Raw genomic sequence first — 15,968 nt, forward strand, 5'->3', positions numbered from 1 at the left:
ACCCGGAAGCTAAGCCTGCCAGCGCCGATGGTACTGTCCCCGCCAGGGGACGGGAGAGCAGGACACCACCGAGCACACACCACCCCCCGCCCCGCCCCCCCCGGGGGGGGCGGGGCGGGGGAGCAAAGAAAAAAAGGCGGGGGCGCCACCCCCCGGCCACCCCAGCCAACTAAAAGGAGAACACGGTACCAACTATGCTCGGCCTAAGGAGCAGCGATGGCTGACGTTGACGACGGTCGTCGCTCCGGTAGCAAGTCGGGTACTGCGGGTTCACAGCGACATGGCTTTGGTCCGCGTTGGAGCCGTGACCCCGACGAGGCCGAGTTGACTGGGGCTGTGAGACGTGGGCGTGATATCGTCTCTGACCCTGTTACTGAGCGCAGTGAGCGGTCTGGTATCCGTCTGTCCAACAGTGGGCGGCCGATGGCGCACAGCGAGGGGTCGGGCACCTCTAGGCAGGGGCCTCGGAGTCGGAGGGACAGTTCCGGGCGACGTTCGTCCCAGAGACGTAAGGCACCTGATCTTCCAGACTCGGTGTCTCCTTCGGATCTTGAGCGTGGCGCTCTGAGGCAGTTACGTCCGTTGGGGCGGCTTAACGCCGACAAGGTCGCTCGCCATCTTGTCATGGTCCAGTATCTGCTCGACGAGGATCCGCAGGCGGCCTACAGGCATGCGCGATACGCTGCCGACAGCGCTGGTCGTATCGCGGTGGTGCGAGAGACGGCTGCGGTAGCCGCTTACGTGTCTGGACACTATGCGGAAGCGCTGCGCGACATCCGGACAGTGAGGCGACTGTCCGGGTACGACCTTCATCGTGCTATCGAGGCCGACTGCGAACGGGCACTAGGTCACTACGACAAGGCTCTCAGGGTGGCTCAGGAGGCTGATCCCCAACAACTTGACGATATTGAGCGCGCAGAGTTGGCGATGGTTGTCTCTGGGGTCCGTCACGAGATGGGACAGGTGGAACTGGGCCTGGTCGTTATTGAGGACGCTATTCGTTCTGCTCCCAGGAGCCCTGACATCCTACGGCGGTTGCATTCAGTACGTGCGGACCGCCTGGAAGGGCTTGGCCGCCGTGCTGAGGCACAGGCAGTTCGTCAGCGTATTGCTGATTACGACCTCAACCGCCTGGAGGAGCTAGTCGAGGTGTTTGACATTGAGGACGACTACGACCAGGAGTTCGGCTCCTCCAGTGTAGTACCTGCCTCGCAGGACGGATTGCACCAGGAGGACACCACCGCTGTCACCCCCCCTAGTGACCTGTCGCGTGAGCAGGGCAAGACTTTTGAGCAGCGAGTCGAGGAGGAGGTCGCTGAACTTCTGGGCGACACTGGTCCTGCTTCGCAAGATGAGCGCGATCCCGATGACGCTGCCCAGGTGGAGGGTGGTTATTATGACAGGGCGTCGGGGGATGAAGGCATCGGTGCTCGTGACTAACGACAGGAGTGAGGGCACGACTGGGGCGGCGCCATTGGAACCAGCAAGGCTGCTAGGAAGCAGCAGGCCCTTGTGCGAGGCCTATGACGTGGCGCTGCTCGATCTCGACGGCGTGTGCTTTGCGGGCGAGTCCCGCATCCTGCATGCTGCCGCCTCGGTTAACGCGGCGCGTGACAGCGGTATGACGCTGTCCTTTGTCACCAACAACGCCTCCCGGCCTCCGCAGGCGGTTGTCGACAAGCTGGAAGCCAACGGCATCAAGGCGCGTCCTTCGGAGGTGTTTACGGCCGCTATGGACGGTGCGGCGCTGCTGCGTGAGCACATCCCCCAGGGCTCCACCGTGCTGGTCGTCGGCGGGGAGGGGGTACGTCAGGCTCTGGTTGAGGCAGGGTACGTCACGACATATACGGCGCAGGACCGACCGGTAGCAGTCCTCCAGGGGTGGGACGCCTCCGTCGGCTGGGCGATGCTGTCAGAGGCCGCCTACGCTGTCAGTCAGGGAGCGCTGCACGTGGCCACCAATCGTGACGTGACTCTTCCGACGGAACGAGGCCTAGCCTTGGGAAACGGCAGTCTTGTAGCCGCTGTCGTCTCAGCCACGGGTAGGCAGCCTCTGGTGGGCGGCAAGCCCCATGCCGGCATCTACCGGAGAGCACTGGCACACTCGGGAGGCACTGCCCCCCTAGCAGTGGGTGACAGGCTGGACACCGACCTTACCGGTGCGCGCCATGCCGCTGTCCCCGGTCTCCACGTCCTCACCGGGGTGTCGGACGCCCGGGACGTTATTTTGGCTCCGCCGTCGGCGCGCCCGAGCTTTTTGCACACAGACCTGCGTGGTCTGGTCCAGCCGCACCCAGGGGCAGTGCGGCTCGTAGAGCAGGAGTCGGTCTGGTGGCAGGTGGGGGCCTGGCGCGCCTGCGTGCGTGCCAGCCAGCTAGTGCTGGACACCGTGGGCACGTTGGGCGGCGACTCCGTCCGGGTAAGCCTTGATGCCTACCGTGCTCTCGCCTGTGCCGCCTGGGAGTGGACAGACTCCCAGGCGCCCGGAGCTGCGGCGGGACTCACTGTCCCTCATATCGATGTCGAGGCTTCCATGTCGCAGGCAGCATGACAACGGACATCTCTCTTGTGAGCAGCATACCATGAGTAGTGGTTCCGCGGGCTCAGCCCGCTCGGCTGATACTCCACCGGCGACACAGGCCCATGATGACATTACCCTGCCTCCTCCCGGTGACGTCGCGGAGGATGAGCAGCGTCTCGCCCAGATCGCTCAGATGGATCCGCAGGAGCAGGTCTCGGCCCTGGCACAGCTCTACGACCGTCTCTCCCGCATGCTCCGCGAGACCGGGGACTGAGCGTGGCCCGTCTCATCCGTATCGACTCCGAGCTGGTTCGTCGTGGCCTGGCTCGCTCTCGTGACCACGCCGCGACGTTGGTGACCAGCGGGCAGGTCACCGTTGACGGTGTCGTGGTGACCAAGCCGGCGCGTCAGGTCAGCCCTGCCCAGGCCCTCCAGCTCGCTGCCCCTGACGGTGACCAGCACACCTATGTCTCCCGGGGAGCCCACAAGTTGGAGGGTGCCCTTGAGGCCCTAGCCGCGCGGGGCCTCGCCCCCGGCGTCCAGGGACGCCGCTGCCTGGATGCTGGGGCGTCAACCGGGGGATTCACCGACGTTCTGCTGCGCCGTGGGGCTGAGCATGTCGTCGCTGTTGACGTCGGTTACGGTCAGCTGGCCTGGTCGCTACGGACGCATCCGCGTGTGACGGTGCTGGAGCGTACGAACGTGCGTACACTCGACCCCCGGCTCGTTGCTCCTGCGCCCGGGCTTGTCGTTGCTGACCTGTCCTTCATATCACTGACCCTGGTCCTGGAGCCCCTGGTGCAGGCAGCCGCGCCTGACGCGGACCTGCTGCTCATGGTCAAGCCCCAGTTCGAGGTGGGAAAGAATCGGGTAGGGCGCAACGGTGTCGTGCGTGACCCCCTGCTGCATATCGAGACGGTGCTTGCGGTCGCCCACCACGCGCACAGCCTCGGGCTGAACACTGACGCCGTGACGGCCTCGCCCCTGCCTGGCCCCGCAGGCAACGTGGAGTACTTTGTGAGCATGCACGCTGCCGGGGCCCCGCACCATGAGAGCCTGACTGGGGCGCGCCTGCGCGCTGAGGCTGAGCGAGCCGTCCGGGAAGGGCCGGCGGAGACGGAGCGGCCCGCTGACTGTAGCAGTGACGACGGGAGGACCCTGTTATGAGCGGCCCTGGGGCCTGGGCTGGGGCGGCACGTGTTGAGGACTGCGGTGGGTATGACGCTAGTTCCTCGGCGGCGACTCACGGCCGGGGAGTCCCTAGCCGTGCCGACACCCACAACCAGCGGCAGGTTGTGCGTCGTGTCATGGTCTTTCGTCGTGACCGCAATGACCAGCCGGTGCCTCGTCACCTCAGGTCTGCCCCCACGGCCAACGCTGTTGCCCGGGCGGAGGCGGCTCTGCGTGAGCACGGCGTGGAGCCGGTCGCCCCGGGCAGTGAGTTGCCGGTAGACATGGTCCTGGTCCTGGGAGGTGACGGCACGATCCTGCGGGCCTGTGAGGAGGCTCGTCAGCGCGACATCCCCCTAGTTGGGATCAATACGGGGCACATCGGGTTCCTGGCTGAGGCTGATCCGGACGCTGTCGAGCAGGTGGTCGCCGACATCGTCGCGGGACGCTTTACCGTAGAGACCCGCACGGCCCTTGACGTCGAGGTTATCGCGCCCGACGGCTCGACCCGGCACCAGTGGGCGCTCAACGAGGCCGCACTGGAGAAACGTGACCGTGCCCGCATGCTGGAGGTCGCCATCGGTGTGGACGGCCAGGCGGTCTCCTCCTTCGGGTGTGACGGCCTCATCGTGTCCACCCCGACCGGGTCCACCGCCTACGCCTTCTCCTGCGGCGGACCCGTCATATGGCCGGAGGTCGAGGCCCTCCTTCTGGTACCGGTCGCTGCCCACGCCCTGTTCACGCGTCCCCTCGTGCTGGGTCCTGACTCCTGCCTCGAGGTCGTCGTACAGCACGGCGGCTTCGGTGGGGCCGAGATCTGGTGTGACGGCCGACGTAGTCTCGACGTCCCCTCGGGCAGCCGTATCCGGGTCGTCCGGGCAGATCGGCCCGTCAGGCTGGCCCGGCTCAACGACGCCCCCTTCTCCACGCGTCTGGTGCGCAAGCTGGGACTGCCCGTCCAAGGGTGGCGCGCCTCGCCTGGGGCAGGCAGCTACGGAACCGCCCAGCGACGGCCACCGGGGGAGCAGACACAATGATCGACTCCCTGCGCATTGAGGACCTCGGGGTCATCCAGGAGGCTGAGGTGTCCCTGAGCAAGGGGCTGACCGCCCTGACGGGAGAGACTGGTGCGGGAAAGACCATGGTCCTGACCTCCTTGGGTCTTCTTCTGGGGCAGCGGGCGGATGCCTCGGTGGTGCGTGCTGGTGCCCGGCGCTGCCTGGTCGAGGGGACCTTCCTGCTAGAGCCCACCTCCCGGGCTGCTGCACGTGCAGTCGAGGCAGGTGCTGAGCTTGACGGAGAGGCTCTCATCGCCTCCCGGGCCGTCCCTGCTTCAGGACGCTCACGTGCCTACCTCGGGGGTCGCTCAGTGCCCTCAGCAGTTCTCGCCGAGGTCGGCACCACGCTCGTCGCCGTCCACGGACAAACTGACCAGCTCCGGCTGCGCTCTGCCTCCGCCCAGCGGGCAGCCCTGGACTCCTTGGGAGGCAACGGGCACGCTCAGGTGTGCCGACGCTACTCCCAGGCCTACCGGCACCGGAAGGAGGCTGCGGAGGAGCTTGCCTCCTGGCAGGCCTCAGCCCAGGAGCGCGCTCAGGAGACGGAACGGCTGCGCGCCTGGCTCAACCAGCTTGACGATCTTGCCCCCCAGCCCGGGGAGGACCATAGGCTGAGGGAGGAGGCCGAGCGGCTGGACAACGCGGAGGACCTGCGCCGTGCGGCCGAGTCGGCCCTAGTGTCTCTCAGCGGGCGTGAGGAGTCACTCGAGGACCCCGCCGACGTCGTCACCCTGGCGGCCAGGGCGGACCGGGCGCTGGCCGCCGTGGCCGCCGTGGACCCGACCCTGGCAGACCTGGCTGACCGTACCCGTCGGCTGGGTATTGAAGCGGCAGATGTCTCTGCCGACCTGGCGGGATACCTGGAGGATCTGGAGGCCGATCCGGCACGCCTGGCCTGGGTCCAGGACCGTCGCGCTGCCCTGGCCCGGGGCTGCCAGGAGATCGGCGGGGTGGCTGAGCACCTAGAGGACGTTGACGCCCTGCTGGCCTGGCAGCAGCGGGCGGTGCGGCGCCTCTGCGAGCTGGACGGCCCCGGAGACACCGAGTCGCTGCTGGTGCAGCGGCTGGCTGAGGCCGACGACGAGCTCTCCACAGCCTGCAGCGAGTTGTCCGGTGCGCGCGCCGTGCTGGCACGTCGCCTGGAGGAGGCTGTCACCGCCGAGCTCAACGGACTGCAGATGGCAGGCTCCCGCCTGGTCGTCAAGCTCACCGCGCTCGACCAGCCGGGGCCTGCCGGAGCCGAGTCGGTGACGTTCCTGCTGGTCGCCCACCCCGGTGCCCCGGCCCTGCCCCTGGGCAAGGGGGCCTCAGGAGGAGAGCTCTCCCGGATCATGCTGGCCCTGGAGGTCGTCCTGGCGGAGGCGCAGCCGCAGGACCGGGACCCGGTGGGAGGATCCGCGCACACCCGCACCCTTGTCTTCGACGAGATCGACGCGGGGGTCGGGGGACGGGCCGCCCGAGAGGTCGGACGACGGCTCGCGCGGCTGTCGCGCCGCCATCAAGTGGTAGTAGTCACTCATCTAGCCCAGGTAGCGGCATGGGCAGACACCCACCTGGTGGTGCGTCGGCAGACGGCCGCACCCACGGGGCACGTGGGTGCGGTGGCTGGTGGCAGCGCCCCTGACACTGCCTCTGTGCAGCCTGATACCGCGGCGCAGACGCTGACGACCGTGACCGCTGTCGAGGGCAGGCAGCGCCAGCGAGAGCTGGCGCGCATGCTGTCGGGGCACGAGGACTCCCAGGCTGCCGTTCGCCACGCTGCCGAGTTGCTCCGCGAGGCCACCGTGGCACAATCCCAGGCGTGAGGAACCCCTTCCGCAGGACGCCGCCGTCAGGCTCTGACCGCTCCACCCGTGTGGTCCGTGTCGACTCGCGTACCAAAAGGCTCACCAAGCGCCTTCAAAGCGGTGAGGTCGCCGTTATCGACCACGCTGACCTCGATCGGGTAGCTGCGGAGGCACTGGTCGAGTGCCGCCCTTCGGCTGTGCTCAACGCTGCCCCCTCGGTGTCCGGCCGCTACCCCAACCTTGGCCCCGGCGTCCTGGTGGAGGCGGGAATACCCCTGGTTGACGACCTCGGCCCGGAGGTCATGCGCTTGCACGACGGGCAGCGAGTCATCATCCGGGACGGGACCGTCCTGCTCCCGGACGAGGAGCAGCCGGTTGCCGAGGGGACGCGCCAGAGCGCCGAGACTGTGGAGGCCTCCATGGCCTCTGCCCGGAAAGGGCTCGCCGTCCAGCTAGAGGCCTTTGCTGCCAACACCATCGAGTACATGCGCGGGGAGTGGGACCTGCTGCTCAACGGTGTCGGTATGCCCGAGGTGTCTACGCAGATGGGGGGGCGGCACGTCCTGGTCGTGGTGCGCGGGTACTCCTACAAGGAGGACCTTAGGGCGCTGCGGCCCTATATCCGCGAGTACAAGCCCGTCATCATCGGTGTCGACGGAGGGGCTGACGCGGTGCTGGAGGCGGGTCTCAAACCCCACATGATCGTGGGCGACATGGACTCGGTCTCTGACAGGGCACTGTCCTGCGGTGCGGAGATCGTCGTCCACGCCTACCGTGACGGCCGTGCCCCTGGTCTTGAGCGTGTGGAAGAGCTGGGCGTGAGCCACCACGTCTTCTCCGCCACCGGTACCTCAGAGGATATCGCGATGCTCATGGCTGACGAGGCGGACGCGGAGATCATCGTCGCCCTGGGTACGCACGCCACCCTCGTGGAGTTCCTGGACAAGGGGCGCTCAGGGATGTCCTCCACCTTCCTGACCCGTCTCAAGGTTGGCGGCCGTCTCATCGACGCCAAGGGGGTCTCCCGCCTCTACCGGACCCGCATCTCAGGGTGGTGGCTGCTCCTGCTGGCACTGGCCGGTGTCCTTGCCCTCACAGCGGCCCTGATGTCAACCCCGGGGGGCCAGACCTTCCTGGGGCTGTTCGGTGCGATCTGGGACGACATCGTCAACTTCTTCCGCTCACTGGTGGGACTGTCCCCACGGCCCCCGACCGTGTAAGGCAGGTTAAGGCACGCTACGGACTTCTGAGGACGTGAGGCAGTAACTATGATCGACTTCCGCTACCACCTGGTCTCTCTCATCTCTGTCTTCCTGGCGCTTGCGGTCGGGATCGTCCTGGGGGCCGGACCGCTCCAGAACTCCCTCGGCACAGCGCTCAACGACCAGGTCACTTCTCTGCGTGAGAGTCGCAACACCCTTAACAGCCAGCTTGAGCAGACAGCATCGGCGCTCAACGAGCGTGACACCTACATCACCCAGGTGGCCCGCTCTCTCCTTCCGGGAACGCTCAGTGGCCAGACGGTGGCTGTCGTCATGCTTCCCGGTGCTGAGGAGGATGATGCCGACCAGATTGTCGCCCAGCTGCAGGCGGCCGGAGCAGCGGCCGACGGACGCTACGCCCTGACGGAGACGTGGGTGGAGCGCTCTCGGGAGAGCTACCGCAGCACCTACTCCGAGCAGTTCACCGACCTGCTGGCAGACCCCGCGTCGTCTGCGCCCAACGCCGTCATGGGGGAGGGGGTGGGCAAGGCCCTGACCGGGGACGACGGCAGCGCCAGGGCACTGGAAAACCTGCTCACTGCAGGCGAGGACCCCCTCATGACAACTGAGGCCGAGCCGAGCGGCCCCGCCGACATGGTCGTTGTCGTCGGGCCACGGGCGCAGCCCTCCTCCGGCGGACCCTCCGGCACAGCGACACCACAGGCGACTGACGGTACCGAGCCTGGCTCCTGGGTCCCCGTCATGACCGGTGCGGGCTCCGCAGCGACCACGGTTGTCGTGGGATCGGCCGACGAGAGCACAGGCGTCGTCGCCCTGATTCGCTCAGACGACGCTGCTGTCACCACCGTGGACTCGGTGGGGCAGGCCCCTGCGGCGGTATCGACCCCGCTGGCCCTGGTTGCCACCGAGGCAGGCACGGTAGGCCACTATGGCTTTGACCAGGGCGCCACCGCCGTCATGCCTCCTGTGCCGGGGTAAGCTGGTGCTTCACCTACAGGGTCCCTCCTCGGGGCTGCGACCTGGTCCTGGTGAGCCGGTACCCCGCCCTGCTGAGGTCGGCAGCCTAGGCTGGTCCCATGAGACTGACGAGGAGCAGCACCGTTTCCTCACGCCGCCTGGCAACGGCGGCGCTGGGCTCAGCCTGTGCTGCCCTGTGCGCGTGCACGGGGCTGGCTGGCAGGTCCCCCGTGCTCACGCGCACCAACTTCCACGGACGTAGGGTCAGTCTGCGCGGGGGCGCTGGAGCCGCGGTCGGGAGCGTGGTGGCGTGCCTGGCTGCCGGGGAGCAGGCTGCGGGCACGGTGGTACCTGCGGCGGTGGCGACCGGGGCCGGCGCGGTGGCAGGACTGGTTGACGACCTGGACGAGGGTGCTCATGACGGTGAGCACGTTGCCAAGGGTCTCAGAGGTCACCTGGGCGCTCTGGCCCGCGGTAGGGTCACCACCGGGGTCGTGAAGATCGTGGTGATCGGAGCAGGTGCGGCGGTGGCCGGGGGCCTGCTCGCAGCTGACCGTGGCCGCGGGCGGGCAGGGGCGGGCCGCGCCCGACGATGTGCCGTCCTGGGTGACGCCGTGGTCACCACGGTCACGATCGCCTCGTGGGCCAACGTGATGAACCTGCTCGACCTGCGGCCAGGCCGGACGCTCAAGGCGACCGGCCTGGTATCCGCCCTCGTGCTCGTGGTGCCCATTGACCGGGCAGCGGCCTCGCGCCGCCTCGCGGCTGGAGCGCTGGGCGTCGTGGCCGCCTGCCTGCCCGGCGACCTGCGGGAGCGCACCATGCTTGGTGACACCGGTGCCAACGCCCTGGGTGCCCTGGTGGGCACTGCGGTGGCGTCGCACCCCTGCCGGGTTGCGCGTGAGGCGGCAGCCCTTCTCGGGGTGGTCCTTGTCCTGGCCAGCGAGAAGGTCTCCTTCAGCTCGGTGATTGACAAGGTCCCTGCTCTGGCAGCGCTTGACCGCCTGGGCCGCCGCCCCTGATGGCTGGCGGTCCCGCCCGGGGAGGGCTTGCTGCGGCAGGAGGTGTTGCCGGGCTCACCCTCGCGTCCCGTGTGCTGGGGCTGGGACGCTGGGTGGTCCAGGCGGTCACCGTCGGGTCCGGAACAGTCGCAGGCGCGTACAGCACCGCCAACCAGGTGCCCAACGTGCTCTATGAGGTCGTGGTGGGCGGAGCGCTGGCCGCTACCGTGGTCCCTCTCCTGGCGGGGGCAGTTAGTGGCGGTCGCCAGGAGGAGGTGCGTACCACCGCCAGCGGCCTGCTGGGAGTCGTCCTGGCAGTCCTGACCCCCTTGGCGATCCTCCTGGCCGTCCTGGCTGAGCTTGTGGCCGCCGCCTTCCCGGTCTCCCAGGGGGTGGACGCCTCGGTACAGGTCTCCCTCGTGGCCGGGTTCCTACGAATGTTCGCCCTCCAGGTCCCCCTGTACGGACTTGGCGTCGTCCTGACCGGGATCCTGCAGGCTCACGGCTCCTTCACCTGGCCGGCGCTGACACCAGTGCTGTCCTCGGTCACGGTCATGGGTGCCTATGGGCTCTACGCGGCGATGGGCGGGTGGCAGCCGGAGGGGGGCGAGGCCTCCCTGTACGTCCTGGGCTGGGGGACCACAGCAGGCGTGGCTGCCCTGAGCCTGCCTCTGCTGTGGCCGGTGCACCGCCTGGGACTGGGTCTGCGTCCCACCCTGGGCCTGGGGGGAGCCCTCGCCCGACGTGCCTGGCGCCTGGGGGCAGCCGGGGTGTGGACGCTCCTGGCCCAGCAGCTGAGCGTCGTAGTGGTCCTGGCACTGGCCCGGTCGGCAGGGACCACGGGGACCGTGGCCGTCTACCAGTACACCCAGGCGGTCTACGCGCTGCCTTACGCTGTCCTGGTCGTGCCGGTTGCCACCGTCCTCTACCCGCGCCTGTCGGCAGCATTCGAGACCCGGCAGCACGGGGACCGGCTGGAGGCGGGGCAGGAGCAGCAGGTGCCGACCAACAGCCCCGACGGCTGCGACGGTCGTGCCGGGGAGCGCGGCGGTGAGGGTACCGGGTCCAGGGAGCAGTCTTCTCCCGGGGCTTTTCCTGGGACTGCTCGGCAGCTGGTGGCTGATGCCACCGCCCTGGTGACTGCCGTGGCGCTTGCGGGTGCCGGGATGCTGTTGGTGGTCTCCCAGGTGGCGGAGCGCTTCTTCAGCCTCCTGGCCCCGGTGGAGGGTATGGGACCTGCGCTGGCGGTGCTGTCTCCCGCGCTGGTGGGCTACGCCCTGATCTATCAGGTCACGCGTGTGCTCTACGCCGCGGATCATGCTGGTGACGCCGCTAGATCGACAGTGGCTGGCTGGCTGGCTGTCGCGGTCGCCTCGGCCGTGTGTGTCCGCATCCTGGCTCCCCAGGGGGCTGACGCCTCAGGGACTCTGGTGGCTCTGGCACTGGGACAGGGCGTGGGGATGACGGTGGCGGCTGTCGGCCTGGGGGCTGCTGTCGCGCGCCGCTTCGGTGCGCAGGTGCTGGCAGGAAGCCTGGCCGTCCTGGGAGCAGGCATACCGGTCGTGGCGCTTCTTGGTCTCGGCCTGCGTGCTGCCGTGGCGGCCGTGGAGCCGGTGGCTGTCGCGGCGGCTCTCGCCGCTGTAGGGGCCGTCGTGTGTGCGGCGGCGGTGGCTGCGGCAGCCGCAGCGGCACATCGTGGCATCCTCCACGTCCTGCGGGGGCGGGGTCGCCGTGGCCCCGCTGACACGGGTTCTCTGGGTAAGGAGCAGGTATGAGTGCTCAGGCCCGGGGGCGTCGCCCCCGCGTGCTGCAGGTCAGCGGGATGGCAGCAGGCGGTGTGCGCGCCCATCTGGCGCAGTGCGCGCGCCTTCTGGCTGCTGACGGCTGCGACGTGCTGGTGGCTGCTCCTGCTGCGGTGCTGGAGGGGCTTGACACCGGGCGGGCGCACCGGGAGGTGCTGGGGATCGGCTCACGGCCCTCGGCCCGCGTGGCGGGTGCCCTGGTACGGCTGCGCCGGTTGGCGCGTGGTGCCGAGGTCCTGCACGCCCACGGCCTGAGGGCGGGGGCACTGGCCGCCGTGGCGGTAGGAGGGCGGCGAGTGGGTCGGCCCAGGCTAGTGGTCACCGTCCATAACCTCACGGTTGGGGGGCGACTGGCTCGGCTCGTGGGGGGCGGCCTGGAGGGCCTGGTGGCGGCTCGCGCCGACCTGGTCCTGGCTGTCAGCCCTGACCTGGCCGGGCGAGCCCAGGGCCGGGGAGCCGCCGCCGTGGAGCTGGCTGTAGTCCCGGCGCCGTGGGCTCCCAGAGGGGGGGCCGAGACCATGGCCGCCTCCGGGGACGTGCCTGAACCTGCTTCCGGGAGCATGTCCGATGCGGCGTCAGACGCCGTGCCCAGTGCGGTGTGGGCACCCGGACTCCGCCGGGTCCTGACCGTGGCCCGGCTGGCGCCCCAGAAGGGCCTGGACGTGCTGCTGGACGCTGCTGCCGTCCTGGGACGTCGTGCGGCAGAAGGCAGGCTGCCCACGCTCGAGTGGGTCGTCGTCGGTGACGGTCCCGCACGGGCGGAGGCCCAGCAGCGCATTGACGCCGAGAGCCTGCCTGTCAGGCTCTTGGGGCGTCGCGAGGGAGCCGCTGCGCTCATGGCGCAGGCGGAGGTCGTCGTCCAGACCAGCCTGTGGGAGGGACAGCCCCTGACTCTCCAGGAGGCCCTGCGAGCCGGGGCAGCCGTCGTGGCCACCGACGTGGGCGGCACGGCCCTCACGGTCCGTGGCGGGGCGGTGCTTGTGCCACCCTGCTCCCAGGAGGTGGCGGAGGCAGTTGGGGCGCTCCTGACCAGCCCCGACAGGCTGCGGCAGGCTCGGGAGCGGGCGCATGGTGCCGCCGCCAGCCTGCCCACGGACGACGATCTTCTTGTGCAGCTGCACCGGGCACTGGGCGTGTGACGCGCCGCTACCTTGGACTCTGCCACGGTGCTGTCAGGGTACTGTCAGGCGCGGTGGCCGACGGCCGCGCGCACCAGCCTGTGGCGTCGTGTCGGCAGTGGTGGTTTGCGCCCCCGCTGCGGTCGTTGACGGGAGGACCGATGAGCGCTCAGGTGCCGGGGACCGCGGACGAGCGGCAGTACCGGGAGGTGGCCGCGTGCCAGCGGGTGTGGGAGGGGCCGATCTTTGCCGTTGGTGCTGAGGAGGTGGTGCTGCGCCCGGGCCAGGAGCCGGTGGCGCGCCAGGTCGTGGCCCACCACGACGCCGTGGCCGTGGTTGCCTTGAGGCAGGGCGGTGACTCCTCCCAGCCCCACGGTGCCGCAGAGGTCCTTATGGTCCGCCAGTACCGCCACCCGGTGCGTGCTGCCCTGTGGGAGGTCCCGGCAGGTCTGCTTGACGTTCCGGGGGAGTCCCCGGTAGAGGCTGCCCGGCGCGAGTTGGCCGAGGAGACCGACTACGCTGCCCAGCGCTGGGACGTCCTGGCGGACTTCTACGCCTCGCCCGGGTTCACCACCGAGGGCGTGCGGGTCTTTCTGGCTCGTGACCTGGACCTGCTGCCCCGCTCCCTCAGGAGGCCGCGTCAGGCCGAGGAGGCGGAGATCGTCCCCACCTGGGTGCCCCTGGAGGCTGCTGTCGAGGCCGTGGTCTCCGGCAGTCTCCACAATCCGTCCACCGTGATAGGACTGCTGGCCGTGCACAAGGCCCGGGCTGAGGGCTACGCGCGGCTGCGCGCTCCTGACGCGCCGTGGCTGCGCAGTCCCTACAGTCTGTGACTGCCTGGACTACCTGGCTCCCGCTCCTGCCAGTGAGGTGTGGTCAGGGCGCGGAATACGTAGTAGCCGGGCGCGAGGTATTGCCTGCGGGATTTGTAGGCGATGCTTCAATAATAACTGCCTTTCATTGACAGATGTGTTTGATCCCACCCGGTGACACCATGTCGCCAACTTGCGGACTTCGAATTTTGCAAGCACTATATGAGTTAAAGTTGTGGAACGACGATGAACCGCACCCCGGTCCTGATCGGCCGTTGCCACACAGGACCCACGACCCCTGAGCGGCCGTGGTGAGGCCACCAGAGGAGACGGAGAGGAGCACGCCATGGCACAGGCTGACGACGACTCCACCCGCGCCCGGGTCCTTGACCTCATCGCGGAGAAGGGCCCCGTCTCGGCGGCGCAGCTCGCCAAGGTGCTGGGGCTGACTCCCGCGGCGGTGCGCAGGCACATCACCGTGCTGGAGGAGTCGGAGGAGATCGAGGTCCACACCCCGGCGACGCCGTTGCGCCGCGGGCGCGGGCGTCCGGCGCGTCACTACGTGCTAACCTCCAAGGCGCGCACCAGTTTTGCGGACGGCTACTCTGACCTGGCCAGCCATGCCCTGCGCTATCTGTCCCAGGTAGCGGGGGAGCGTGCCGTAGGTTCCTTCGCCGCAGCCCGCGGGCGGGACCTGGAGCGTCGATACTGCGCCGCTGTCGAGGCGGCTGGTCAGGACCCTGCCGAGCGTGCGCGGGCACTGGCTGACGCCTTCACCCTGGACGGCTATGCCGCCTCGGTGCGTGATGTCGGGGATGGCTCCTACGCTGTCCAGCTGTGCCAGGGCCACTGCCCTGTGCGTGAGGTGGCGGGAGAGTTCCACGAGCTGTGCGACGCCGAGACCCAGGCGATCTCCAGGCTGGTTGGCGTCCCGGTGCAGCGTCTGGCCACTCTGGCCGGGGGTGAGCACGTGTGCACCACTCATATTCCTATCGCTGTCCCCGCGCTGCGTAAGCGTGCGGTCAGGGCGGCGAGGAGGAAGGGTCAACAACAGGCCCGACGACCGGAAGGAACCCGATGACGGCACCCACGACCGACACTGTGCGTAGCACTGACGACGAGATCATCGACTCGATACCGACGACCTACGACTTCGGCTGGCACGACTCCGACGAGGCAGGAGCCAACGCCAAGCGTGGTCTTGACGAGCAGGTCGTCCGTGAGATCTCCGCGATCAAGGGCGAGCCCGAGTGGATGCTGGCCAAGCGGCTCAAGGCCTACCAGACCTACGAGCGCAAGCCGATGCCCACGTGGGGCGTCAACCTGTCTGAGCTCGACATGGACGCGGTGAAGTACTACGTGCGCTCCACCGACCGCCCGGCAAGCTCCTGGGACGACCTGCCTGAGGACATCAAGAACACCTACGACCGTATCGGTATCCCCGAGGCGGAGCGTGAGCGGCTGGTGGCGGGTGTGGCTGCCCAGTACGAGTCCGAGGTCGTCTACCACCAGATTCGTGAGGACCTGGAGGCGCAGGGCGTCATCTTCGTGGACACGGACACCGCCGTGCGTGAGTACCCCGAACTGGTCAGGGAGTACTTTGGCACGGTCATCCCCGCCGGCGACAACAAGTTCGCCGCCCTCAACACCGCCGTGTGGTCCGGGGGCTCCTTCATCTACGTGCCCCCGGGCGTCCACGTGGAGATCCCCCTGCAGGCCTACTTCCGTATCAACACCGAGAACATGGGCCAGTTCGAGCGTACGCTCATCATCGCTGACGAGGACTCCTACGTCCACTACGTCGAGGGCTGCACGGCCCCGATCTACTCCACGGACTCCCTGCACGCTGCCATCGTGGAGATCATCGTGAAGAAGAACGCCCGCGTGCGCTACACCACCGTGCAGAACTGGTCCAACAACGTGTACAACCTGGTCACTCAGCGTGCCACCTGCGCCGAGGGGGCCACCATGGAGTGGATCGACGGGAACATCGGCTCCAAGCGGAACATGAAGTACCCGGCTGTCTTCCTCATGGGCCCCCACGCCCGGGGCGAGGCCCTGTCCATCGCCTTCGCCGGGGAGGGTCAGCACCAGGACACCGGCGCCAAGATGGTGCACATGGCGCCCCGTACCTCCAGCCACATCGTCTCCAAGTCCATCGCCCGGCACGGGGGGCGCTCCGCCTACCGCGGCCTGGTGCAGGTCATGAGGAACGCGCGCAGCTCGAAGTCCAACGTGCTGTGTGATGCGCTGCTGGTGGACGAGATCTCCCGCTCCGACACATACCCCTACGTCGACGTGCGTACTGACGACGTGGAGATGGGGCACGAGGCCACCGTCTCCAAGGTCAGCGCCGACCAGCTGTTCTATCTTATGCAGCGCGGCCTGACGGAGACGGAGGCCATGGCCACGATCGTGCGCGGATTTGTCGAGCCCATCGCCCGCGAGCTACCCATGGAGTACGCCCTGGAACTCAACCGGCTCATCGAGCTGCAGATGGAGAACTCCGTGGGCTGACC

14 protein-coding genes are annotated in these 15,968 nt (G+C 68.5%); all 14 read left to right on the forward strand.

Going from position 1 to position 15,968, the window contains the following annotated elements; genetic code table 11:
- The first annotated feature begins 624 nt into the window (after positions 1 to 624).
- Positions 625 to 1,440: a hypothetical protein gene (locus tag D4740_RS00005; protein WP_243106972.1), complete on the forward strand. Its 816-nt coding sequence runs from the start codon at positions 625 to 627 to the stop codon at positions 1,438 to 1,440.
- Complete coding sequence (locus D4740_RS00010) at positions 1,433 to 2,551, forward strand: HAD-IIA family hydrolase (protein WP_243106973.1); 1,119 nt, start codon at positions 1,433 to 1,435, stop codon at positions 2,549 to 2,551. The genes D4740_RS00005 and D4740_RS00010 overlap by 8 nt, the downstream gene beginning before the upstream one ends.
- Before the next feature lie 31 nt (positions 2,552 to 2,582).
- Complete coding sequence (locus tag D4740_RS00015; RefSeq protein WP_119834917.1) at positions 2,583 to 2,795, forward strand: hypothetical protein; 213 nt, start codon at positions 2,583 to 2,585, stop codon at positions 2,793 to 2,795.
- 2 nt (positions 2,796 to 2,797) lie between these two features.
- Positions 2,798 to 3,688: a TlyA family RNA methyltransferase gene (locus D4740_RS00020; RefSeq protein ID WP_119834918.1), complete on the forward strand. Its 891-nt coding sequence runs from the start codon at positions 2,798 to 2,800 to the stop codon at positions 3,686 to 3,688.
- 140 nt (positions 3,689 to 3,828) lie between these two features.
- On the forward strand, positions 3,829 to 4,728 hold the full coding sequence (locus tag D4740_RS00025; RefSeq protein WP_119835214.1) for an NAD kinase: 900 nt from the start codon (positions 3,829 to 3,831) through the stop codon (positions 4,726 to 4,728).
- Entirely contained in the window at positions 4,725 to 6,554 is a 1,830-nt protein-coding gene (gene recN, locus D4740_RS00030; protein WP_119834919.1) for a DNA repair protein RecN, read from the forward strand. The genes D4740_RS00025 and recN overlap by 4 nt, the downstream gene beginning before the upstream one ends.
- The gene (gene steA, locus D4740_RS00035) at positions 6,551 to 7,756 is read left to right on the forward strand and encodes a putative cytokinetic ring protein SteA (protein ID WP_119834920.1); all 1,206 of its coding nucleotides are present in this window, start codon (positions 6,551 to 6,553) and stop codon (positions 7,754 to 7,756) included. Before recN ends, steA begins: the two co-directional genes overlap by 4 nt.
- A 48-nt stretch (positions 7,757 to 7,804) precedes the next feature.
- Positions 7,805 to 8,737, forward strand: a complete 933-nt coding sequence (locus D4740_RS00040) for a copper transporter (RefSeq protein WP_119834921.1) — start codon at positions 7,805 to 7,807, stop codon at positions 8,735 to 8,737.
- A gap of 98 nt (positions 8,738 to 8,835) precedes the next feature.
- Entirely contained in the window at positions 8,836 to 9,738 is a 903-nt protein-coding gene (locus D4740_RS00045; RefSeq protein WP_119834922.1) for a hypothetical protein, read from the forward strand.
- Positions 9,738 to 11,492 carry a murein biosynthesis integral membrane protein MurJ gene (gene murJ, locus D4740_RS00050; RefSeq protein WP_119834923.1) on the forward strand — a complete coding sequence of 585 codons (1,755 nt, stop codon included), beginning with the start codon at positions 9,738 to 9,740 and terminating at the stop codon, positions 11,490 to 11,492. The genes D4740_RS00045 and murJ overlap by 1 nt, the downstream gene beginning before the upstream one ends.
- The gene (locus D4740_RS00055) at positions 11,489 to 12,658 is read left to right on the forward strand and encodes a glycosyltransferase family 4 protein (protein WP_119834924.1); all 1,170 of its coding nucleotides are present in this window, start codon (positions 11,489 to 11,491) and stop codon (positions 12,656 to 12,658) included. Before murJ ends, D4740_RS00055 begins: the two co-directional genes overlap by 4 nt.
- 140 nt (positions 12,659 to 12,798) lie before the next feature.
- Positions 12,799 to 13,470 carry an NUDIX hydrolase gene (locus D4740_RS00060; protein ID WP_119834925.1) on the forward strand — a complete coding sequence of 224 codons (672 nt, stop codon included), beginning with the start codon at positions 12,799 to 12,801 and terminating at the stop codon, positions 13,468 to 13,470.
- Positions 13,471 to 13,795: 325 nt separating this feature from the next.
- A complete protein-coding gene (locus tag D4740_RS00065) occupies positions 13,796 to 14,530 on the forward strand; it encodes a metalloregulator ArsR/SmtB family transcription factor (RefSeq protein WP_119834926.1) in 735 nt (244 codons plus the stop codon).
- Positions 14,527 to 15,966 (forward strand): Fe-S cluster assembly protein SufB, encoded by a 1,440-nt coding sequence (gene sufB, locus D4740_RS00070; protein ID WP_119834927.1) that lies wholly within the window; start codon positions 14,527 to 14,529, stop codon positions 15,964 to 15,966. Before D4740_RS00065 ends, sufB begins: the two co-directional genes overlap by 4 nt.
- The last annotated feature ends 2 nt before the right edge of the window (positions 15,967 to 15,968 follow it).

Origin of the sequence: Actinomyces sp. 2119 (assembly GCF_003591215.1) — a bacterium.
Lineage (GTDB): Bacteria > Actinomycetota > Actinomycetes > Actinomycetales > Actinomycetaceae > Actinomyces > Actinomyces lilanjuaniae.

Bases quoted from the DNA above. Each gene is read 5' to 3' on its own strand.
- D4740_RS00005 (WP_243106972.1), top strand. From the start codon at position 625: ATGGTCCAGTATCTGCTCGACGAGGATCCGCAGGCGGCCTACAGGCAT.
- D4740_RS00015 (WP_119834917.1), top strand. From the start codon at position 2,583: ATGAGTAGTGGTTCCGCGGGCTCAGCCCGCTCGGCTGATACTCCACCG.
- D4740_RS00025 (WP_119835214.1), top strand. From the start codon at position 3,829: ATGGTCTTTCGTCGTGACCGCAATGACCAGCCGGTGCCTCGTCACCTC.
- recN (WP_119834919.1), top strand. From the start codon at position 4,725: ATGATCGACTCCCTGCGCATTGAGGACCTCGGGGTCATCCAGGAGGCT.
- D4740_RS00040 (WP_119834921.1), top strand. From the start codon at position 7,805: ATGATCGACTTCCGCTACCACCTGGTCTCTCTCATCTCTGTCTTCCTG.
- D4740_RS00045 (WP_119834922.1), top strand. From the start codon at position 8,836: ATGAGACTGACGAGGAGCAGCACCGTTTCCTCACGCCGCCTGGCAACG.
- murJ (WP_119834923.1), top strand. From the start codon at position 9,738: ATGGCTGGCGGTCCCGCCCGGGGAGGGCTTGCTGCGGCAGGAGGTGTT.
- D4740_RS00055 (WP_119834924.1), top strand. From the start codon at position 11,489: ATGAGTGCTCAGGCCCGGGGGCGTCGCCCCCGCGTGCTGCAGGTCAGC.
- D4740_RS00060 (WP_119834925.1), top strand. From the start codon at position 12,799: ATGAGCGCTCAGGTGCCGGGGACCGCGGACGAGCGGCAGTACCGGGAG.
- D4740_RS00065 (WP_119834926.1), top strand. From the start codon at position 13,796: ATGGCACAGGCTGACGACGACTCCACCCGCGCCCGGGTCCTTGACCTC.
- sufB (WP_119834927.1), top strand. From the start codon at position 14,527: ATGACGGCACCCACGACCGACACTGTGCGTAGCACTGACGACGAGATC.